The sequence below is a fragment of the Mucilaginibacter segetis genome (assembly GCF_016522075.1).
In the GTDB taxonomy this organism is placed as follows: Bacteria; Bacteroidota; Bacteroidia; order Sphingobacteriales; family Sphingobacteriaceae; genus Mucilaginibacter; species Mucilaginibacter segetis.
On the sequence record NZ_JAEHFW010000001.1, the window covers coordinates 1,220,968 to 1,244,011 of the forward strand.

The 23,044-nt window shown below is 38.9% G+C and carries 17 protein-coding genes; 11 read left to right on the forward strand and 6 right to left on the reverse strand.

What is annotated here, in order from left to right; genetic code table 11:
* Nucleotides 1-249 precede the first annotated feature (249 nt).
* Nucleotides 250-804, forward strand: coding sequence for an outer membrane beta-barrel protein (locus I5M19_RS05610; protein WP_200065118.1), 555 nt, complete (start codon nt 250-252; stop codon nt 802-804).
* Nucleotides 805-885: 81 nt separating this feature from the next.
* On the opposite strand, the gene I5M19_RS05615 is transcribed toward I5M19_RS05610, so the two are convergent.
* Nucleotides 886-1,407, reverse strand: a complete 522-nt coding sequence (locus I5M19_RS05615; protein ID WP_200065121.1) for a hypothetical protein — start codon at nt 1,405-1,407, stop codon at nt 886-888.
* 142 nt (nt 1,408-1,549) lie between these two features.
* Here I5M19_RS05615 and I5M19_RS05620 point away from each other — a divergent pair, with 142 nt between their 5' ends.
* Nucleotides 1,550-2,269 (forward strand): RluA family pseudouridine synthase, encoded by a 720-nt coding sequence (locus tag I5M19_RS05620; RefSeq protein ID WP_200065124.1) that lies wholly within the window; start codon nt 1,550-1,552, stop codon nt 2,267-2,269.
* Nucleotides 2,270-2,272: 3 nt separating this feature from the next.
* On the opposite strand, the gene I5M19_RS05625 is transcribed toward I5M19_RS05620, so the two are convergent.
* Together I5M19_RS05625 and I5M19_RS05630 are read right to left on the reverse strand one after the other, a co-directional pair.
* On the reverse strand, nt 2,273-2,707 hold the full coding sequence (locus I5M19_RS05625; protein ID WP_200065127.1) for an RrF2 family transcriptional regulator: 435 nt from the start codon (nt 2,705-2,707) through the stop codon (nt 2,273-2,275).
* A 50-nt stretch (nt 2,708-2,757) separates the two neighbouring features.
* Nucleotides 2,758-3,489 (reverse strand): NUDIX hydrolase, encoded by a 732-nt coding sequence (locus I5M19_RS05630; protein WP_200065130.1) that lies wholly within the window; start codon nt 3,487-3,489, stop codon nt 2,758-2,760.
* 119 nt (nt 3,490-3,608) lie between these two features.
* Here I5M19_RS05630 and I5M19_RS05635 point away from each other — a divergent pair, with 119 nt between their 5' ends.
* Complete coding sequence (locus I5M19_RS05635; protein WP_200065134.1) at nt 3,609-5,243, forward strand: carboxylesterase/lipase family protein; 1,635 nt, start codon at nt 3,609-3,611, stop codon at nt 5,241-5,243.
* 74 nt (nt 5,244-5,317) lie between these two features.
* On the opposite strand, the gene lpdA is transcribed toward I5M19_RS05635, so the two are convergent.
* The gene (gene lpdA / locus I5M19_RS05640) at nt 5,318-6,706 is read right to left on the reverse strand and encodes a dihydrolipoyl dehydrogenase (RefSeq protein ID WP_200065137.1); all 1,389 of its coding nucleotides are present in this window, start codon (nt 6,704-6,706) and stop codon (nt 5,318-5,320) included.
* 318 nt (nt 6,707-7,024) lie between these two features.
* Between lpdA and I5M19_RS05645 the strand changes: the two genes are divergently transcribed.
* On the forward strand, nt 7,025-10,324 hold the full coding sequence (locus tag I5M19_RS05645; protein ID WP_200065140.1) for a TonB-dependent receptor: 3,300 nt from the start codon (nt 7,025-7,027) through the stop codon (nt 10,322-10,324).
* Nucleotides 10,325-10,397: 73 nt separating this feature from the next.
* On the opposite strand, the gene I5M19_RS05650 is transcribed toward I5M19_RS05645, so the two are convergent.
* A complete protein-coding gene (locus I5M19_RS05650) occupies nt 10,398-11,576 on the reverse strand; it encodes an AIR synthase related protein (RefSeq protein ID WP_200065143.1) in 1,179 nt (392 codons plus the stop codon).
* Nucleotides 11,577-11,703: 127 nt separating this feature from the next.
* Here I5M19_RS05650 and I5M19_RS05655 point away from each other — a divergent pair, with 127 nt between their 5' ends.
* Nucleotides 11,704-13,119: a chloride channel protein gene (locus I5M19_RS05655; RefSeq protein ID WP_200065146.1), complete on the forward strand. Its 1,416-nt coding sequence runs from the start codon at nt 11,704-11,706 to the stop codon at nt 13,117-13,119.
* A gap of 455 nt (nt 13,120-13,574) precedes the next feature.
* Here the strand turns inward: I5M19_RS05655 and I5M19_RS05660 are convergent, their stop codons facing one another.
* Complete coding sequence (locus tag I5M19_RS05660; protein ID WP_200065148.1) at nt 13,575-15,749, reverse strand: glutamine synthetase III family protein; 2,175 nt, start codon at nt 15,747-15,749, stop codon at nt 13,575-13,577.
* 556 nt (nt 15,750-16,305) lie between these two features.
* On the opposite strand from I5M19_RS05660, the gene I5M19_RS05665 reads away from it, so the two are divergent.
* The 6 genes from I5M19_RS05665 to I5M19_RS05690 all read left to right on the forward strand — a co-directional run bounded on the left by I5M19_RS05665 (nt 16,306) and on the right by I5M19_RS05690 (nt 22,872).
* Nucleotides 16,306-17,361, forward strand: a complete 1,056-nt coding sequence (locus I5M19_RS05665) for a porin (protein WP_200065151.1) — start codon at nt 16,306-16,308, stop codon at nt 17,359-17,361.
* 58 nt (nt 17,362-17,419) lie between these two features.
* Nucleotides 17,420-18,001 (forward strand): DUF4468 domain-containing protein, encoded by a 582-nt coding sequence (locus tag I5M19_RS05670; RefSeq protein WP_200065154.1) that lies wholly within the window; start codon nt 17,420-17,422, stop codon nt 17,999-18,001.
* Between the two features lie 168 nt (nt 18,002-18,169).
* The gene (locus tag I5M19_RS05675) at nt 18,170-18,994 is read left to right on the forward strand and encodes an energy transducer TonB (RefSeq protein WP_200065157.1); all 825 of its coding nucleotides are present in this window, start codon (nt 18,170-18,172) and stop codon (nt 18,992-18,994) included.
* Nucleotides 18,995-19,170: 176 nt separating this feature from the next.
* Nucleotides 19,171-21,399: a phosphoribosylformylglycinamidine synthase subunit PurL gene (gene purL / locus I5M19_RS05680; protein ID WP_200065160.1), complete on the forward strand. Its 2,229-nt coding sequence runs from the start codon at nt 19,171-19,173 to the stop codon at nt 21,397-21,399.
* Entirely contained in the window at nt 21,400-21,789 is a 390-nt protein-coding gene (gene gloA2, locus I5M19_RS05685) for an SMU1112c/YaeR family gloxylase I-like metalloprotein (protein ID WP_200065163.1), read from the forward strand.
* Nucleotides 21,790-21,885: 96 nt separating this feature from the next.
* Nucleotides 21,886-22,872, forward strand: a complete 987-nt coding sequence (locus I5M19_RS05690) for a 3-keto-disaccharide hydrolase (RefSeq protein WP_235985770.1) — start codon at nt 21,886-21,888, stop codon at nt 22,870-22,872.
* Nucleotides 22,873-23,044: the final 172 nt, after the last annotated feature.

The window sequence follows — 23,044 nt, forward strand, 5'->3', positions numbered from 1 at the left end:
GTTAATATAAATTGAACATAATCTTTACATGATTTATAATAATCAGTACAAAATTATTCAAACTGACCTTTTTTCTGTTTCGGTAAAAAAATTAACTGATTATCAGTAATTAATAAATTTTTTGTCGCTCCATCTTCAATAATAAATAGTCATTTAACAGACATATATGGGCATTTTAGTTAAAATGGCAGAGTATTTGTAATGTGGGGGATATTACAATTAATAAATTGTTTAAATAAAAACACAACGATGAAAACAACAACAAAATTAATAGCCACAGCTTTTACCGCTGTCGCTCTATTTTTCGGAACAAATGTTAAGGCGCAAAACGCCGGAGGCGATTCACAAAACAGAGTACGTTTAGGAATTGGGTTAGAAGCCGGAGTACCAACAGGTAATCTGCATGATTTTTCAAATTTTTCTTTAGGTGGTACCGCACGTTTACAATACGATATTAAAAGTAATGTATCGTTAATGCTTACCTCGGGTTACTACAATTTCTTCTCAAAAAATGCGAGTACATCTTTTGGTGGAGTAACCTATACAGCCGATCCTAAAGATCAGGGGATGGTTCCTGTAAAAGCAGGTGTTAAAATATTCTACGCACCAAGCTGGTATATAAGTGCCGAAGCAGGTGCTGGATTTGAGACCCAGTATGCAAAAGACACTAAACTTATCTTATCTCCGGGAATTGGTTATGCATCTGATTCAGGATGGGATGTAGGTGTACGTTACGAAAACTTCTCAGGTCAGGATAATAACTACGGCCTTGTAGGTTTACGTGTAGCTTACGCGTTCTTATAATCAAATAGAATATAATAACAAAAAACCCTTGCTGATTTCAGCAAGGGTTTTTTGTTTATAATATGGATTTAAAATAATAAATTATGATTTTTTAGCAGCTTCGGCTTTCTTTTTAACGGTTGTAGCAGCCTTAGCAGTTTTAGTAGCAGCCTCTTTTTTAACAGTTGCAGCGGTGGTCTTAGCTTTTTCAGTCACCGCTTTTGATTTTGCTGCTGCATTAGTTTTAACAGCAGTAGCAGCTTTTTTTGCAGTTGATGTTTCCGCTTTTGCTTTTGTAGTTATCGCCTTGGCTTTACCGGCTGCTTTTTCCTTAATTTCTTTAGCTTCCTTCTCAGCTTTAGCAGTAGTTGCTTTTGCTTTTTTCTCAGCAGTTTGTTTAGCTGTATCCGCTTTCTTAACAACAGTGTTTTTGGTTGCTGTTGCTTTTTTGGCAGTGGCTTTTTTAGTAGCGGTTACCGACTCTTTTATATCTTCAATTTTATCTTCCGCTTTATCTTTCAGGTCCTCAGCAGTATCTTTTGTGCCGTCCCAAAATTCTTCAATGGTTTCCTTGATCTTTTCAAAAAAACCTTTTTCTACAGGTTCTGATTTTCTTTTTGTCATGTTATTTCAGGTTTGTTTAGTTGTTGATTTTCAAGGTATTTAACCAACAATAATTGATATTGTTTTTTTACCAGTTGCAGCTATTCGCATTTATATACCTGGTTTAATTTAATAAGCTTATTTTTGCAGGCTATACTTGATTATGAAGATACCTAAGTTTGCTGATCTTATATTATTTGAGAATGATGATGTCATTGTTGTTAATAAGCCACCTTTCATTAGTTCGTTAGATGAACGGGAGGGAGGCGAGATCAATATTTTGCGAATGGCGAAAAATTATTGGCCCGATGCGCAAATATGTCATCGTTTAGATAAGGAAACTTCCGGCTCACTCATCATCGCTAAAACTCCAGAGGCATACCGCTCTGTATCTATGCAATTCGAACGTAGAAAAGTGAAAAAGGTGTACCATGCGGTTATTGACGGAACGCATGTATTTGATGAATTATTAATTGATCTTCCTATACTAAATGTAGGTAAAAGCAGCGTTACAATAAGCCGGCAGGAAGGCAAACGTGCCGAAACATGGTTCCAATCCTTAAAGTATTTTAAACATTATACTTTGGTTGAATGCAGACCCGTAACGGGGCGTATGCATCAGATCCGGATTCACCTGGCTACACAGCGTGCGTCTATAGCCGGAGATGAGATGTACAAGGGGCAACCGGTTTTCCTTTCAAAATTGAAACGTAAATATCACTTAGGGAAAGATCAGGAAGAACTGCCAATAATGAAGCGTTTTGCCTTACATGCATTTGAGGTGACATTCGCCCTTTTAAACGGCGAAATAATTACCATACAGGCTCCATATCCTAAGGATTTTGAAACACTGATAAAGCTTTTAGATAAGTTTGACAGCTAATAGCTAATTATTTATCAGCGTGTCTTCACGGGCTATAATATTGGCAATGCTGGTTTCTGTCAATATTTTTAGAGTAGCATCACGCACGTCAATAAAAACATCTCTGATACCACAAGTATTTTCATGTGGACATTCGTCACATCTGTGATAGAAATTTAAACTGGCACACGGCACCATGGCTATTGGCCCGTCAGTAATACGCATAATATTTACCAGAAAAATTTCTTTTGGGTCTTTATTTAGACTGTAGCCTCCACCTGCCCCCTTTTTACTGTATAAAAAGCCAGCATTGCGCAGATCAAGTAATATTTGCTCAAGGAATTTTTTTGGTATACGCTCCAGTTCTGCTATCCTGGAAATTTGCATGGGCGGTTTATCCATGTGTTTGCCCAGGAGTACCAGGGCTTTTATGGCGTATTTAGTTTTTTTAGAGAGCATTTATATTTATTATTCACAAAGTTACATAAACAAATCAATTAGTACTAATGTCACTTTGACACAAACCGGTATAAATAAGGTGCCTTATGCGCAGCCCCGCTATATTTCTTCGCGATACGCTCTAAAATTCCGAGAGCTAATATCTTCCGCTGAAATGCCGGACGAAGTAGTTTTTTGTCTAATATAGTTTCATATAAGTTTTGTAATTCACCCATTGTGAAGTTTTCTTCAAGCAGGTTAAAACCTATCAGTTTATCGTCCAGTTTTGCCCGCAATGTCTCCAATGCTTTATTAATAATTGATGTATGATCTTGTATTAGGGCTGGCATAGCATTCAGTTCATACCAATTGCAACTATCAAATAATTTATCTGGGGTGGGTGTAACCTTTGTAAAATCAACCAAAGCAAAGTAGCCGATGCTTATAAATCGCTGTAAAAGAAAATGATCTTTATCTGGTTTAGTGTCATTAGCTTCCATTATCGCCGCAAAAGGAGTGGGATCGTATCTGTTAATATCCCCGAAAACATAAAATTGCTCAAGAAATACATCGGTCAGCCCTGTTCTTTCCAATGCTACCCTCATAGCGGCTGTATCTAAATTTTCATTATTTTTTATAAATCCTCCGGGTAAGGCATAAAATTCAGTTCGGTTGTATTTCATTAACAATACCTTTAACTGTTTGTCGTGGAAGCCAAATATTACCACATCAATTGCCAGGTTAGGTATGTATCCTGCACCTGAAAACGTCGTCTCTACTTTTATTGTTTTTTTATCAGTCATTTTAACAGTCAGGCAATTAACAAAAAATTTGTTAATTCCAATATTACGAACTATTATTGTAACATAATGATACAATAAATCATCATTGTAAATTTTAAACCAATTACTCCTGAAGAAAAATGAAAAAACTAACCTTTTATTTATTAATACAAATGGCTTGTATAGCTGCATTTGCGCAAAATGGCCCGCAGATAAAAACGGTAAACGGTACTATTGAAGGGAGGGTAGAGGCATCGGGTATAAAAAGCTTTAAAGGAATACCTTTTGCGCAACCGCCGGTGGGTGAGCTGCGTTGGAAAGATCCGCAACCGGTTAAAAACTGGACCGGAGTGTTAAAGACAGACAAATTTGGCAATAATCCAATGCAAAAGAATGTTTTTGGTGATATGATGTTCAGGTCAGCGGGGATGAGTGAAGATTGTTTGTATCTGAACGTATGGACACCTGCTAAATCAGCCGGAGCAAAGGTGCCTGTGCTGGTGTATTTTTATGGTGGCGGTTTTGTGGCGGGTGACGGATCGGAGTCAAGGTATGATGGCGAAAGCATGGCCAAAAGAGGTATAGTAGCTATTACAGTAAATTACCGTTTGGGTGTTTTCGGTTTTATGGCGCATCCTGAACTGAGCGCGGAATCTCCGCATCATTCATCCGGTAACTACGGATTGTTAGATCAGAATGCCGCTTTGCGTTGGGTTCAGCAAAATATCGCAGCTTTTGGCGGCGACCCAAAAAGGGTTACTATAGCCGGGGAATCAGCGGGTTCTATTGCGGTATCCGCCCAAATGGTATCACCATTATCGAAAAATTTAATTGCAGGTGCAATAGGCGAGAGTGGTGCTATGATAAACCCTACACTTGCTCCGGTACCATTAAAAGTAGGAGAAGATAACGGTGTAAAGTTTGGTGATAAAATTGGAGCTAAAACCCTGGCTGAATTGAGGGCTATCCCCGCTAAAGAATTATTGGACGATGCCTCAAAACAAGGCACGCCGCCCATGTCAACAACCATAGATAATTATTTCCTGCCGGAAAAACCTGCAGATCTATTTGCGGAAGGCAAGCAAGCTCATGTGCCATTACTGGTAGGATGGAATTCTGCAGAGATACCTTATCAGGCTCTTATGTACGGTAATGCGCCAACGTCGGAAAATTATCTGAAACAATTAAAAATGTTTTACGGTGATAATGCAGAGGAGGTTTTAAAGTTATACCCGGGAAATTCTCAGGAAGAGATTATAAAATCAGCAACTGAATTAGCCAGCGACCGATTTATAGTTTACAGTACGTGGAAGTGGGCCGACTTGCATGCACAAACGAGTGGTGAGCCGGTTTATCGGTATATGTTCTCGAAACCACGGCCGCCAATGACCGCAAAAATGGGTAACGCTACAGCTGGCCTGGCAGGCGGGGTAACCAAAAATACAGACGCTGCTAAACCCGTTAATAAAGCTCCTGCACCAATGGTAGGTGCGGCACATGCATCGGAAATAGAATATGCTATGGGTAACTTAGCATCAAACGAAGTATACGACTGGAAACCTGAAGATTTCAAGGTGTCGGAAATAATGGAAAGCTATTTTGCCAATTTTATAAAAACAGGGAATCCTAATGGTAAGGGTTTGCCTAAATGGTCTGCAAATATCAAGGGTAGTCCGGTTAAGTTTATAAATATAAATGTAAATACTAAACTGGAAGCCGAAAGCGAACAACTTAGAAGCAGGTATCTGTTTTTAGATGGGCAGTACACCAAATAAAAATCAAACTGTTGATAAAAGCAAAAAGCCGTACCCAAAGGAACGGCTTTTTGCTTTTATTTAAATCCGTATTACTATAAATGTATTACCTCTCCGTATGCATCGGCGGCAGCTTCCATCACTGCTTCACTCATGGTAGGGTGCGGGTGTACCGACTTGATGATCTCATGACCGGTAGTTTCCAGTTTGCGTGCTGTAACCACTTCTGCTATCATTTCTGTAACATTATGGCCAAGCATGTGCGCTCCTAAAAACTCTCCGTACTTAGCATCAAATATTAGTTTTACAAAGCCCTCTTTGGCACCGGCGGCGCTGGCTTTGCCCGATGCGGAGAACGGAAACTTGCCTACTTTCAATTCGTAACCTGCTTCCTTTGCTGCTTTTTCAGTATAACCAACCGAGGCAACCTCAGGCATACAATAGGTACAGCCGGGGATATTATTATAATTTAACGGTTCCGGGTTTTGACCCGCTATTTTCTCTACACAAATTATTCCCTCGGCGGATGCCACATGCGCCAGAGCCTGGCCCTTCACTATATCGCCGATGGCATATACTCCTTCTACATTTGTCTGATAGTAATCATCAACCAGCACCTTGCCTTTATCGGTTTTAACGCCATTTTCTTCAAGACCAATGCCTTCAATATTTGTTGAAATGCCAATTGCAGATAAAACAACTTCAGCTTCCAAAACAATGTTTCCGTTAGCTGTTTTAACATTTACACGACAACCATCCCCATTAGTATCAACAGATTCAACAGTTGAACCTGTCATGATGTTTATTCCCTGCTTTTTTAATATGCGGAAAAGTCCTTTTGATATTTCCTCATCCTCAAGAGGTACAATATTATCAAGATATTCAACTACGGTTACTTTAGTGCCTATAGCATTATAAAAATACGCGAACTCGATACCTATAGCTCCCGAACCTACTACAACCATTGATTTTGGCTGTTTGGGCATAACCATAGCCTGGCGATAACCTATAATTTTTTTACCATCCTGTTTAAGGTTAGGTAACTCGCGGGAGCGGCCGCCTGTTGCCAGTATAATGCTCTTTGCGGTAAAGTCTTTTGTTGTACCATCTGCTATTTTAACTGTAACGGTGCCCTTGCTTTTTAAGCTGCCAGTACCTATAATAACATCTATCTTATTTTTTTTCATCAGGAACTGAACACCCTTGCTCATGCCATCAGCAACTCCACGGCTTCTTTTAATAACCGCTTCAAAATCAACTTCGCCGCCCTGGGTTTTTATACCATAATCAGCAGCATGATTTAAATATTCAAATACCTGCGCACTTTTTAATAATGCTTTGGTGGGTATACATCCCCAGTTAAGGCAAATTCCTCCGAGAGATTCTTTTTCAACTATAGCTGTTTTTAAGCCAAGTTGTGATGCACGAATAGCAGCCACGTAGCCGCCCGGGCCTGAACCTATAACAATTAAATCGTAGTCCATATACTTATATCTCGTTTTTAAAATTTATATGCAAAGCTAATTAAAAAGAGGAGAATTGAAGAACGCAGAATGTGGTTGTGTGCTAAGTTGTTTTGGTGTTTTTAAATAAAACATGTGCAAACGCATATTCAAAATCTCAATTATTAATGCAAATATTTCATTAAAAATTCATCAAAATTTCATTTTTAGCTGTTTTGCAGTAAAAATGTTGATAAATATATATTGTTTGTTAACACTAATTTAATATTGGAGCAAGCAGTAATATTTATATTTGTCGCAAATTTAAATCACATAACGGTTAAACTAAAAAAGCAAAACATGAGGAACTTTTTACTCATTCTTGTCTTATTCCTGGTAACAAGCTTAGGAGTACAGGCGCAAATTACAACATCTTCGGTAAGCGGAGTTGTTAAAGACAAACAAGGGGGAGTACCCGGCGCAACGGTAGTAGCCGTGCACACGCCAACTGGCACTAAATACTCAACTGTAACACAATCCGACGGTCGTTACAACATCGCTAACGTTAACGTTGGCGGCCCTTACGTAATCACCGTAAGCTTTATTGGTTACGGTACCGTAAAGCAAGAAGGTATTATGACAGTACTGGGCGAAAACAAAAAAGTTGATTTTACATTATTGGAGTCTTCAAATCAGCTTTCAGAAGTTGTGGTTAAAGGCAACAGAAGCGCCTTATTTAATAAGGATCGCTTAAACACCACCACCACACTTGATTCTTCCAGATTAGCGAGCACTCCGGTAGTGAACCGCAACATTACAGATTATTTACGTTTAACACCACAAGCACGTGTTGATTTTAACGGCGGTATATCAATTGCCGGCCAAAACAATCGTTACAACTCCATAAATATCAATGGTGCGCCTGCAAATGATGTTTTTGGTTTAGCTGCTTCAGGTACAAACGGAGGTCAGTCAAGTGTTACTCCTATCTCTGTTGATGCGATAGAGCAATTCCAGATTAATGTAACTCCTTTTGATATCAGGTACAATGGTTTTACCGGCGGTTCAATAAATGCGGTAACTAAATCAGGTACTAATACATTTCAAGGTGGCTTTTCATATTATTTCCGTAATCAGAATTTAGCAGGGAAAACTCCTACTGATAATCCTGATGTTGAACGTGTAAAATTGTCTGATTTTACCACTAAATATTACACATTAAATTTAGGCGGACCTATTGTTAAAGATAAGTTATTCTTATTCGTAACCGGTGAGATCCAAAAAAATCAGAATCCAAAACCGTTTAATTTTGCTGATTATACAGGTAACTCATCACAGGCAGACCTTCAAGGACTTTCTGATTATTTAAAAAGCGCTTATGGCTATGATGCAGGCGGTTACCTGAATAACGTAGCTACAATTGACAGGAAAGCTTTTACTGCAAAGTTAGACTGGAACATAAATGATAAAAATCATTTAACTATTTCAGATAATTACAACAATGCAAATAACATCAGTACAAGTGCAAGCTCTAAAAACGTTATCAACTTTTATAACGATGGTGTATTGTATCCTAACAAAACCAACCAGTTAACTGCTGAGTTAAAAACTACATTCAACAACAAGTATTCCAACAACTTTTTGTTTACCTATTCAAACGTTAGCGATAACCGTAACGGTTTAGGTAGTTCTTTCCCTTCAGTACAGATTTATGACGGTTCGTCACAAAATATATATTTCGGTACAGAAGCATATTCAAGTGCTAACCAGCTAAAACAAAGTATCTATAATATTATTAACGAAACTAAATATTACGCAGGTAAACACACCTTCTCTTTAATAGAGGATGGCGAGTACAATAAGTTCTACAACTTATTCATCCGTCAGGCTTATGGTTCTTATGTTTACAGCAGCCTGGCCGACTTCATGAATGATGCTGGTCCGAGAACTTACAATCACTCTTATTCTTTGGTTGATAATATAGCTGGTGACGGTTCAGCCGCTGCAGCTAAATTCAATACTTATCGTGTAGGTTTGGCCCTTCAGGATAAATACGAAGTAACTGATCGGTTTACCTTATCATTAGGTTTGCGTGCTGATTTAACCGGTTTCCCAACTAAAAGCTTTGTAGATGATTATTTCAATAATACAGCTGCATCGGTTATAAGTCAGTATTATGATCTTCAAGGTGCCCGTTCAGGTCAGCTTCCAAAATCATACATTTCATTATCTCCGCGTGTTGCGTTTAACTATGACGTCGATGGCGATAGAAACACCCAACTGCGTGGTGGTATCGGTGTATTTCAAGGACGTCTTCCAGCGGTATGGCCGGGAGGTATTTACTCAAACAGTGGTGTAATTATTGGTGGTGTTAACCCTGCTTCAACAGGAGGCCATGTTTTACTTAATGGTTCACCGCTTCCATTCCAGCCCGATGTTAACAACCAATACGTAGCTTCTGATTTTGGTCAAACTTTAAGTGTTCCATCTGGTGAGCTTGACTTAGTTGCTAAGAACTTTAAGCTTCCAAAGGTGATGAAGTTTAACCTGGCTCTTGATCAAAAATTACCTGGCGGTGTAACAGCTACTTTAGAAGGTGATTACACACGCAATATTAACCAGGTATCCTATTACAATGTAAACATTGTACCTCCAACTATCTATACAGCAGGCCCGGGTTCCCGTCCGGTTTATAATGCAACAGGTAGCCAACCGGTAAAAATTGATTTGGACCCTACAAAAGCTGGTATACAAAACCCATATAGCAGTAACGTTTATTTGTTAGCTAATGGTGGCCGTAAAGGATATGCCTACACCTTATCAGCATTATTAAACAAAAGGTTTGATAATGGGTTAAACTTAACCGCATCATATGCGTTCAACAGAGCAAAAGTTATTAATGATGTAACCAGCTCGCAAAACTCATCTCAATGGAGATATAATGAATCAGCGTATGGTAAAAATAACCTGCCTTTGTCATATTCAGATTTCGATTTCGGAAGTCGTATAACAGGTGTTATTTCTTATTCTCATAACTGGTTTAAATTTGGTGGTACTACCATTGGCTTAAACTATTACGGACAATCTGGTAACAGGTTCTCTTATGTTTACAAAAACAGTATCATCAATGATGACGGTACATCAAGCTCAAACGACTTGATCTACATTCCGAGAGCAGCAAGCGAGTTAACATTTATACCTCTTACTGTTAGCGGTACTACTTACACCCCGGCAGAACAGGCAGCAGCTTTTGATGCTTTCATCAATAACGATGCTTATTTAAGCAAACACCGTGGTGGTTTTGCACAAAGAAATGGTGGCCGTTTACCTTTCACCAATATAGTTGATCTTCACTTTGAGCAAAGATTCTTTATTAAAGCTGGCAGAACAAAACAAAACTTCGCCATTTCATTTGATGTTAACAATTTCACCAATATGCTTAACAAAAAATGGGGTAGGGTTTATTACCTGTCAAACGATAGCTATACTTTGTTAACCTCAGCAGGTTTGCAAAAAAATGGCAATTCATACACTCCAACTTATCAGTTTAATCCAACAGTTAAATCTGCTAAGGAGTCGGCTTATTCAATCGAGGATAACTCATTGTATAACTCATCTCGATGGATCGCACAGATCGGTCTGCGTTATTTCTTCCAATAATAAAAAAGGAATAGCATAAAAAAACCCGGTCAGATAATCTGACCGGGTTTTTTTATGTAAAACAATTAAAGAATTAGTTATAAATAAATTCGCCGTATTCAGAAATTACGGTTACTTGCTTCTTTTCTGATTTTTCTACTCTGCCTATTATTTTTGCGTTAACACCAAAGCTTTCCGAAATACTTATAAGTTCATCTGCAATTTCCTCAGGTACATACAATTCCATCCTATGTCCCATATTAAAAACTTTATACATTTCCTGCCACGCAGTACCCGATTCGTTGTGTATTAACTCAAACAATGGAGGGACAGGGAATAGGTTATCTTTAATAATATGTAAGCCCTCAATAAAATGCAATACCTTGGTTTGCGCTCCTCCACTGCAATGTACCATGCCATTAATCTGGCTGCGATAGCCATCGAGTATTTTTTTAATGATAGGCGCATACGTGCGTGTGGGCGACAGCACCAGTTTTCCTGCGGTAACAAATGAACCCCCGATATCAATATGATCTGTTAGGTTTTTACTGCCTGAGAAAATTAGATCCTGAGGGATGCCTTGATCATAACTTTCAGGATATTTATTAGCTACAGATTTATTAAATACGTCGTGCCTGGCCGATGTAAGTCCGTTTGAGCCCATGCCTCCGTTATATTCTTTTTCGTAAGTAGCCTGCCCGTATGAGGCAAGCCCCACAATTACGTCGCCGGGTTTTATTCTGTCGTTTGATATTACATCCTCGCGTTTCATACGGCAGGTAACCGTTGAGTCCACAATAATTGTACGTACCAGATCACCAACATCTGCAGTTTCACCACCTGTAGAATATATACCTATACCTGCTTCTCTCAGTTCTGCCAGAATTTCTTCTGTGCCATTAATTATGGCTGCTATTACTTCACCAGGTATAAGGTTTTTATTTCTGCCGATAGTTGATGACAGTAAAATATTATCAGTTGCACCTACACATAAAAGATCATCAAGGTTCATAATAATAGCATCCTGCGCAATGCCACGCCAAACGGAGATGTCGCCGGTTTCTTTCCAGTAAGTATAAGCCAGCGAAGATTTTGTGCCTGCCCCGTCAGCGTGCATAATATTACAGTACAAAGGGTCGTTATTTAGTATATCAGGCACAATTTTGCAGAATGCTTGCGGAAAAATTCCCTTATTTATGTTTTTTATTGCATTATGTACGTCATCTTTTGATGCAGATACACCTCTAAGATCATATCTTTGCGAAGAAATCATGTGCAAATATAATTAATAGTTCATAGCCGTTGATTTTTTTAGTGATGGATAACGATAGTTTTCATTACTTTGATTAATTTACTATGCCTTCGCCGCTGTGAACATATGTGTGAACTACACCCTTAAAATGAAAGAAACAATATACACCGTACGACTACTCCTAAAAAGCTCATTTGACAGAATCCGCAACGAAAATTTAAAGAAAAACGCATTACAGGCTATTCCCTTCTGGATCGCATCGATCATCACCGGCCTTTTTGCTGTATTGTATACCAAATTATTTAATGAAGCAGAGGGCTTTGCAAGTTATGTTTTTAACCACCACGGGTGGATGTTTTTTATCTTATCTCCCGCATGTTTTGTATTGGCATGGTGGATAATACATAAATTTGCCACTTATGCCCGCGGCAGCGGTATTCCGCAGGTTATGGCCGCTATTCAGATATCATCACATAAAACCAATCATATAGTTGATAAATTGTTGGGTCTGCGTATTATTATAGTTAAGGTGTTTTCCAGTTTAGTAATGGCCATTGGCGGTGCGGCAATAGGCCGTGAAGGCCCAACCATACAAATAGCCTCATCAGTATATAAAATTGTATACCAGCTATTGCCCAAGTGGTGGCCAAAGATAGCCAAGAGAAATATGATAGTTACCGGTGCTGCTGCGGGTTTAGCGGCAGCCTTCAATACTCCTTTAGGTGGAATAGTTTTCGCTATTGAGGAATTGACAAAAACACATTTCAGCTATTTTAAAACGGCTATATTTTCATCCGTAATTATAGCGGGTTTATCAGCACAGGCGTTTTTAGGCCCATATTTATATCTCGGATATCCTAAGGTTAATGATCTGTCGTCCTATATATTTTTAAGCGTAGCATTGGTTGCTTTGATATCCGGTTTGCTGGGCAGCGGCATGTCTAAAATAATATTAATTATATTTAAATGGAAGGCTAAGTTTAAATTCACCTATCACCATGTGTTTTATGTTGCAGGTTGCGCACTTATTATTGCCTTTTTAGCTTATTTTGTTAATCAGGAGATTTTGGGTTCCGGTAAAGATTTGATGCAAAAGGCGTTATTTACACCTGCTAAATATTCTTTATGGTATACCCCTCTGTTAAGGATAATAGGCCCGTTACTCTCATTTACTACCGGTGCTGCAGGTGGTATATTTGCACCAGCCTTAGGGGCAGGCGCAAGTGTAGGGTCGTTAATTGCAGGCTGGTTCCAGGTATCTGATACCAATGCTAATATGCTGATGCTGGCGGGGATGGTTGGCTTTTTAACCGGAGTAACCCGTTCACCTTTTACATCAGTAATATTGGTGCTCGAAATGACTGACCGCCATAACGTTATTTTCCATTTAATTTTAGCCGGAATGGTAGCAAGCCTTGGAGCGCTTATAATTGATAAACACTCACTATACGATCATTTAAAAGTTCAATATGTACGAGATCTGATTCTTGAAGAAGAAAAGATCAAACAAAAAGAAAATAATGAAGAGGAAATAACCACAGCAGAAACCGGTTTAAAAGAATGAAATGAAAAATTATAACACTTATATCCTTTTATTAGTTGTATTTAGTTTTGTGGTAGGAATGCCGTTGGCAAAAAACGGTGTTCCCGTAACCGATCTGGAAGTGTTTCCTGTATTGAATTTAATTAAATACCATCACACAAGTGGTGTAATGGTAAGCGTTTTATTAATCATTACTCACCTTTTAATAGTATCATTACTCTTTATAAAAAAAGGTTCAGGTTATAGGTACATGTTAATATTGCTGCCGGTAATATTTGCAGTTATATATTTGAACTACATTCTAAAAATTGGTCGGATGTCACCAATAATTATTAGCTCGCTTATACCCTTTGTTATAAGCTGGGTGTTTTGCATCAGGACATACAAACTGTCGCCCGCAATTAGTACGAAACTAAAGACCCGGTAAAAAAGGGAATAAAAAACCCCTTACTTGTTTTCCGGTAAGGGGTTTTTTGTTATCTGATAAATAACAGTTCTCTGAATTTTGGCAGCGGCCACAAAGCATCGTCAACCAGTTGTTCTAATTTATCAACGTGGTATCGTATCGGCATAAAATAGCTTTTTACGTGTTCATCATAATTAATAGCTCTTTCCCTCAAATCTTCAATAACATTAGCCTTTTTTCTTTGATCAATCATTTGCTCCACATTCAGTTTAATAAAACTAACGTGCTCAGCTATTTTATTAATAATATCCAGTTGGGTAGAGTAGGTGCTTTCCGCTAACCCAAGCTCTTTTAAACCTTTTACATTGGTTATTAATTGAGTTTGGTAAGTGATAGCAGCAGGGATAATGGTATTCATTACTAATTCTCCAATAACGCGTGCTTCTATCTGTAACTTTTTATAAAAGCTATCTAATAATATTTCGTGCCTTGCGTGCACTTCACGTTTACTGTAAACCGCTGTTTCTATAAATAATTCTTCCGCTTTTTCGCTTATCAAAGCATCCAGAGCTTTTGGCGTAGTTTTAATATTAGACAGACCTCTTCCTTCAGCTTCCTTTTCCCACTCTGCACTGTAACCATTACCCTCAAACCGTATACTTCTCGACTCCTTAATATACCTTTTAATAATTGTCATTAGGGCTACATCCTTTTTTTCACCCTTCTTTAAAAGCTTATCTACATCAATCTTGAATTTTTTAAGCTGATCTGCTACAATAAGGTTCAGGATGGTCATAGGGCTTGCCGAGTTTTCTGACGATCCCACCGCTCTGAATTCGAATTTATTACCTGTAAATGCAAAGGGCGAGGTGCGGTTTCTATCGGTATTGTCCTGCAAAATTTGTGGTATTTTAGGTATACCCTGCCAAAGCGAATTCTCCTCTTTTATTTTTTTGCTTAAACGGGATGTATCTATCTCGTCAAGTACTTCGGTTAGCTGACTTCCCAGAAATATAGAAATAATAGCCGGTGGTGCTTCATTAGCGCCAAGCCGGTGGTCATTGTTTACTGATGCTATTGAGGCCCTTAACAGATCGGCGTGTTCGTATACAGCTTTTATGGTATTCACAAAAAAAGTAAGGAACATTAAGTTATTTTTTGGCGTTTTTCCTGGTGAAAGTAAATTTTTCCCGGTATTGGTAATCATAGACCAATTATTATGTTTGCCGGAGCCGTTAATGCCAGCGTAAGGTTTTTCGTGCAGCAATACCTTAAAATTATGCCGACGGGCAACCCTGTCCATAATATCCATTAACAATTGATTATGATCAATCGCCAGGTTTATCTCTTCATACACAGGTGCGCATTCAAACTGTGAAGGGGCCACTTCGTTATGACGTGTTTTTAAAGGTATACCTAACTTTAATGCCTCAGTCTCCATATCCTGCATAAAGGCATAAACCCGCCCTGGTATCGCGCCAAAGTAATGATCTTCCAATTGCTGATTTTTGGCAGACATATGTCCAAATAATGTTCGGCCCGTTAAATACAGATCTGGCCTTGCATTAAACAATGCAATATCAACCAAAAAATATTCCTGTTCAATTCCTAATGAAGCATTAACTTTTTCAATGCTTTTATCAAAATAATGGCAAACATCAACAGCAGCTTTATCCAAAACGCTTAAAGCCTTTAATAAAGGTACCTTGTAATCAAGGGCTTCACCAGTATAGGAAACAAACACCGTAGGTATACAAAGCGTACGGCCTATAATAAAGGCAGGAGAAGATGGGTCCCACGCGGTATAACCACGAGCCTCAAAGGTGTTACGCAATCCGCCGCTTGGAAAACTTGAAGCATCAGGTTCCTGCTGTGCCAGGGCGTCTCCTGAAAATCTTTCTATAGCACTGCCATCCGCAGTTGGTTCAAAAAAGGCGTCATGTTTTTCAGCAGTACTTCCGGTTAATGGCTGAAACCAATGGGTGTAATGTGTAGCACCTTTCCCCATGGCCCACGAGCGCATGGCCGACGCAACCTGCTCCGCCAGATCGCGCGGAATAGTTTCGCCGTTATCAATGGAATTGATAATTCCGTTATAAGCTTCGCCCGAAAGATATTCTTTCATCTTAATCTTATCAAAAACATTTATGCTGAAGTAATCTGAAATCTTGTTCGACGGCGTATTAACCTCAGGTATATCGCGGTTTAATACGGTGCTTAAAGCCTGAAAGCGAATATTAGGCATGGCGTTAATAATTGGTTGATGTCAAAATTAAAAAATCATTTATAAATAGAATGGTATTTATCTTGAATAAAAAAAACTGAAATTTTATCTTTTTATTGATTGTTTTCAAAAATTAAAAGATTAATTATATTAATAGAATAAAAATTATCCGTTTATAAATAAAATTTATGTTTACAATCTATTTTAAATAGATTTCAATTACCAATTATTTATAATTTGATGAATTATTGTTAAGAATATAATAAATTTTTATTAAAAATATTATTAAAGTACTTGTATATATTAATTTATATTGATAATTTAGTAATAAATACGATAAAATTAATAGATTTTATATTCTATTTTTTATTAATATTAAAATATTAAAGTAGATTTTGTGAAAAAATGGTTAAACAGGTGTATTATAAACTCTAAATTTTAATATTTTATTAAAATTGATCGGTTTTTATAAATTTTAAACTGATCATGATGGAATAAGGTCAGTAATGCTATGAAATTATATTATAAACGAAATAAATATCCTATAAACAATAATTAATTAAACTAAATCCTTATCATGAAAAAAAAACTTTTACTATTATCTTTTTTCGCTGCATCTGCATTTGTTGTAAAGGCACAGGAAACCCCGGCCGATCCGCCATTGGAAATATCAGGTTCTGTTGATACTTACTATAAATACGATTTCTCAAAGCACAGTAATATCCCAACCAGTTTTGCTTCAGACCAAAATTCCATATCAATTGGCATGATTGATCTTGCTTTAAAGAAAAAAGTTGGTAAAGCCTCGTTTGTAGGTGAGCTGTCATTTGGCCCTCGCGGGCAATCGCAATCGTTGCCAAATGCCGACGGTAACTATGACGAAACAGTGAACAGCTATCACATCCAGAATTTATATGTCTCCTATGATGTTACCGATCAGTTTAACCTGACTGGTGGTTACATGGCTACATTTATGGGTTACGAAGTGATAAGCCCGGTAGGTAACTTTAATTATTCTACTTCTTATCTTTTCACAAACGGGCCTTTCCAGAACCCGGGTTTTAAGGCGACCTATACTTTTAGTGATAAAGCCAGCTTAATGGCCGGTATCTTTAATGATTCCTGGAATCTTTATCAGTCAGTAAGTAAGGTAAATACATTTGGTGCCCAATTGATGGTTGCTCCTGTTGAAGGTTGGACCGCTTACATCAATTTATTAACCGGTAAACTTTCAGGAACAGAGATCGATCTGACTACATCTTATCAAATTACTGATGCATTTAAACTGGGTCTAAATGCTGCAGATTTCTCCGCTGCTGATGTAGTAGGTACTGGTGGGTTTTCAGGCATAGCTTTATACCCTCAGGTAGCGGTATCTAAAGACGTTACTTTGGGTGTGCGTGGCGAATATTTTAAAACTAAAGATGGCTCTTACTTAACTTATGGTCCGCAACCGGGTAGTTCAGTTACCAGCTTTACATTTACTGCAAATATTAAAGGTGGTCCGCTAACTTTTATTCCTGAGATCAGGTTTGACAATAACAAATCTGAAAACGACGGATTTTTTAAATCAGGCGCTGTTCCTACAAAAAACGCTTCTCAATTTGTACTTGCCGCCGTATACGCGTTTTAATATTAAACAAATCATTTAAATTAGCCATCCGTAGCATACGGATGGCTATCTTTATTTTATGAGAAAAATCATTTTCAGTTTTACCTGTTTGCTGTTTGCAAATTATTGCCTTGCACAAAAAGAATTGATGCAAATGGATGAGAGTAATAAATACGTTTATTATAAAATAGTGGATAAACCCGGATTATCTATTGATACCTTATATCAAAGAGCGATATATGCGGCTGATAAACTTGGTTTACAGTATGAGAATGTTGAAAGCGATGCCGTTCATTCGGTTTTTGGAAAAGATAAGTTAATAGTTTACTCCGGTTCATCTATTATGCGTAAAGCAAGCGGCGAGATTGCCTATAAACTGGATATGGAAACTAAAGATAGCAAATACCGCTATAAAATATACGATTTCGTATTTACCCCTTATAAGCGCGACAGGTTTAATAATATGGTTGCTGAGCCAGGGATATTTATACCTATAGAAGAACTGGCGAGTAAATATGGCAAAAAGGATGCAGATGCTTACCTCGATCAACTTGGCCTTTTCTGCAAAACCACCGGCGACAAAATAAAAGTTTATATAGATAAGGCGCAGGTAATTAAAAAGCTGGAAACCACCAAAAAAGTAGATACTGATAAGTGGTAATCAATGTTACTGTCATTATTTGCCAAATATAATTCTTAATTAAAGCCATTAAACGGTATAATAATTGTATATTTATGGATAAACAAATATATATTTTGTAAAAATAAATATATTAGCAACATTTTATATTGCATAAGCGTTAAATAATAAAATTTAATTCTAAACGCTATGCTTAACACAAAATTTAATTTATACAAAGTCGAGTGGCTCGATCTTGTATTCGTCAATCGAAACAAAAATTACGGAGCTTATTACCTAAGACAGCATTATGCTTCCAATATGGTAAAAGCCATGGTAATAACTTTTATAACGGTTATTACTGCGGCAACTTTCTGGAGCCGTGTTTCCTCCGCTAACAACACAAGTATACCGCCGGATGATACAACGGTAGTTAATATTACACCTCAAATACCTCATCCACCTAAGCCGGTAAAGCCGGAGGTTGTTCCACCTAAAAGTGCTGCTCCTGCAAAACCAATTACTACAGAACGCTTTGTAACTTACCACGTCACCAATGAGCCGGTTACTGAAGAAGCTCCTGTAATAGCAGAGCTTACAGAGCAGGTAGGGACGGTTACACAAAAAGGCGACCCTGGAGCAGTAATAGATATCCCTGAGGAAGTAAATACTTCCGGTGGTGGCGGCATATCAACCCCGATAGAAGATGTGAGTGTGCATAACACCGGAACGTTAGAGATACAACCTGAACCATATGGCGGTATGGAAGCATTTGCCAAATTTTTAAGCAAGAATTTGCATTATCCTGCAATAGCTGAAGATAAAGGTGTACAAGGTAGGGTGGTACTAAGCTTTGTAATAGAAAAGGACGGGCATTTGTCAAATATAAAGGTAGACAAAGGTGCAGGCTATGGGTTTGATGAAGAAGCCCTGCGCGTATTAAAAATGGCAAAGGCCTGGAAACCGGGTATACAAAACGGACGGCCTGTTAGGGTAAGCTACGCCATACCTATTAATTTTCAGATGCCTCAATAAAACATAATATGTGAGAAAGCATAGGCGGGACGGATATATAACGGACAGAGAGATAAATCATTTATCCTCTGTCCGTTTTTTTTATGGGTTTATTTAGGGGCAATAAAACCTTTTTCCTTTCGGCTTTCCCCGCTTTTTCATAATTTTGGCCATCCTGTCAAATAAATAAAAATAAATTGGAGCACCACGAGTTAACCACCGTTGAAACCGCCAGAGATCTGGGCCTTTTACCCGAAGAATTTGAACGTATAAATGAGATATTAGGCCGCGTGCCCAACTTTACCGAATTGTCTATTTTCGCGGTAATGTGGAGCGAGCATTGTTCCTATAAAAACTCTATCACCTGGTTAAAAACCCTGCCTAAAGATGGTCCGCGTATGTTGGCCAAAGCAGGCGAGGAAAACGCCGGATTGGTTGATCTGGGCGGCGGTGTTGGTTGTGCCTTTAAAATAGAATCACATAATCACCCCTCAGCATTAGAGCCTTATCAGGGTGCTGCAACCGGGGTGGGTGGCATCAACCGCGATATTTTTACCATGGGCGCAAGACCCATCGCACAATTGAATTCCCTTCGCTTTGGCGATCTTAAACTTGATAAAACCAAATGGCTGGTAAAGGGAGTGGTAAAAGGTATTAGCCATTATGGTAATGCTTTTGGTATACCAACTGTTGGGGGCGAATTGTTTTTTGACGAATGCTATAACGTTAATCCTTTGGTTAATGCCATGTCGGCAGGTATAGTAAAGGCCGGCGAAACGGTTTCTGCAACATCTTACGGAGTAGGTAACCCGGTTTATATAGTAGGCTCCGCCACAGGTAAAGATGGTATACATGGCGCGGCTTTTGCATCAAAAGATATCACGGAAGATTCTGTAAACGATTTACCTGCCGTGCAGGTAGGTGATCCTTTTCAGGAAAAGCTGCTGCTGGAAGCTACGTTGGAGGTTATAAAAACCGGAGCGGTAATTGGCATGCAGGATATGGGTGCCGCGGGTATCATCTGTTCTAATTCTGAAATGTCTGCAAAAGGCGAACACGGTATGCGTATCGATCTGGATAAAGTACCAACCCGTCAGGCTCATATGAAACCTTACGAGATCTTGCTTTCCGAATCACAGGAGCGTATGCTTATTGTGGTACAAAAAGGGCGAGAAAAGGACGTAGAGGCTGTATTTGATAAATGGGATCTGAACTGCGCAATTATAGGCGAGGTTACTGATACACAACGCCTGGAGTATTTTATGGATGGTGTGAATGTAGCTGATGTGCCCGCCGATGATTTAGTACTTGGCGGAGGCGCACCAGTTTATGAACGTGAATATCGCGAGCCCGCTTATTTTAAGGAATATCAAAAATTTAATATAGATGATATTGCCGAGCCTGAAAATCTGGTTGAGGTAGCCGAGCATCTTATCGGTCATGTTAACATAGCATCTAAACGCTGGGTTACAGATCAATACGACTCCATGGTTGGGGTAGCTACCATGACCACCAACCGCCCTTGTGATGCCGCGGTTGTAGGTGTAAGGGATACCGATAAAGCTATTGTGTTAACGGTAGATTGTAACTCGCGGTATGTTTATGCCGATCCGCAAAAAGGTTGTGCCATAGCGGTTGCCGAGGCTGCCCGTAATATTACGTGTGCCGGTGGCGAGCCTGTTGCTATTACTAATTGCCTTAACTTCGGTAACCCATACAAACCTGAGGTTTACTGGCAGTTTGTAAGCGCTATAAAAGGGATGGGCGAGGCCTGCCGTAAGTTTGAAACCCCGGTAACAGGTGGTAACGTAAGTTTTTATAATCAATCTGCAGATGGTGGCTCTGTTTTTCCTACACCAACTATTGGTATGTTAGGAGTGATGGATGATGTATCTACACTAATGACCTCTGATTTTAAACAACCCGGTGACCTGATCTATTTAATAGGAGAGTCGGTAAATGATATCGCTTCATCACAATATCTGGCATCGTACCATAAAATATTAGCCGCACCCGCGCCGTATTTCGATCTTGACAAAGAATACGCCATGCACCAGGTGATAAAGGAACTGATAAAACATAAAGTAATACAATCTGCTCATGACGTTGCCGATGGTGGTTTATACATCACCTTAGTGGAATCAGCTTTACCAAATAGCCTGGGTTTTGACATAGAAACAGACAGTGCGGTACGTAAGGATGCATTCTTGTTCGGAGAGGCACAGGGCCGGGTAGTAGTGAGTGTTGCGCCCGATGACCAGGAACGTTTTATAGAAATGATGGCAACCAGCGAAGTTGAATTCAGCTTGTTAGGTACCGTTAACGGTATTGGTAATACTAATATCGACGAAGAGTTGTTTGGCAACATCACTGATATAAAAATGGTGCATGATAATGTGCTGAATATGATACTGGGCGACGAATAAATGCTTAGGCTGAACAAGATACATCACGTTGCTGTTATTAGTTCAGATTACGAGCGGTCCAAATATTTTTATACCGTTATATTAGGTTTAAAAATAATACGCGAAATATACCGTAAGGAAAGGCAATCATATAAGCTTGATCTGGAAGTGGGTGGCCAATATCAGATCGAGCTTTTTTCTTTTCCGGAACCTCCCAACCGGCCGTCGCGGCCTGAAGCAGCCGGATTAAGGCATCTCGCTTTTGAAGTAGATAATATTGATGACGCTGTGGCCCATATTAATAATTATGAGGTGATTACAGAACCCATCCGTATTGATGAAACCACCGGCAAGCGCTTTACTTTTTTTGCCGACCCGGATGGCCTGCCTCTTGAATTATACGAGAAATAAATTTCATAGCTTTTATTGGTTGATAGTTACTAAGGTGTGTAAAGCATTTTTGTATTGTTAATTAAGTTTGTAGATTTAAGTACTTAATAACCAAACATGAAAAAGTTACAATTATCCGGGAGTAGGCATTTTACCAGCACATTAAAAGCACTTGTTGTTTTGTGCTTCACATTTTTTTCAAGTATGACCGGGGCCTATGCCCAGGCAGAAATGAAGAAAGATCCTGATGTTATTGGCAGATGGGATATCACCATGGAAAAAGATGGTAAAAGCCAGCCATCGTGGTTAGAGGTGCAAAAATCGGGTACGCATACACTCATTGGCCGTTTTACCTATGCATTTGGTAGTGCCCGTCCAATAGCTGAAGTGAAACCTAATAGTGGTAAATTTACTTTTTCTATTCCTCCGCAATGGGAGCCGGGTAATCGTAACATGGATTTTGAGTTTGAGGTAAGCGGCGACAAGCTAACAGGCAGTATGGTTTATACCGATGGCAAAACCTATAGCTTCACCGGGGTAAGGGCACCGAAACTTATCCGTGAAAAGGAACCAGTTTGGGGCGCGCCTATAAAGCTGTTTAATGGCAAAGATACACAGGGCTGGCACACTGATGGTAAAAACCAGTGGGTTGTAGAAGATGGAATTTTAAGAAGTCTGCATTCTGGCGCTAATCTGATAACCGATAAAACTTTTAATGATTTTAAGCTGCACATTGAATTCAGGTATAAGCAAGGCAGCAATAGTGGAGTTTATTTGCGCGGCCGTTACGAGGTACAGGTAATAGACACCAAAAGCGGCGAACCGGAGCCTATTAATAATCAGTTTAGTTCCGTGTATGGTTTTTTGCCGCCTAATAAAATGATGGCCAAAGATCCCGGAGAATGGCAGTCTTACGACATTACATTAGTAGGCCGTTTAGTTACTATTGTAGCTAACGGAACCGAAGTGATTTGCAGACAGGAAATACCCGGCATAACCGGAGGAGCAATTAACAGTAATGAAGGAGAACCCGGTCCGCTATTGATACAAGGAGATCACGGACCTATTGATTACCGAAATATTATACTTACACCGGTTAAATAATTGTTTGGAAATTGTCAGTCTGAGCTTATTAGAAACTACATCATGAACTTGTTCATCAAATTCACATCGAGTCATGTCGAACCTTTCAGCGACAGACCCGTTGCACGAGTCTTCAACAAGCTCAGACTGACATCCAAAATACCAGGTGAACCAAATGTCATGGTGAGCCTGT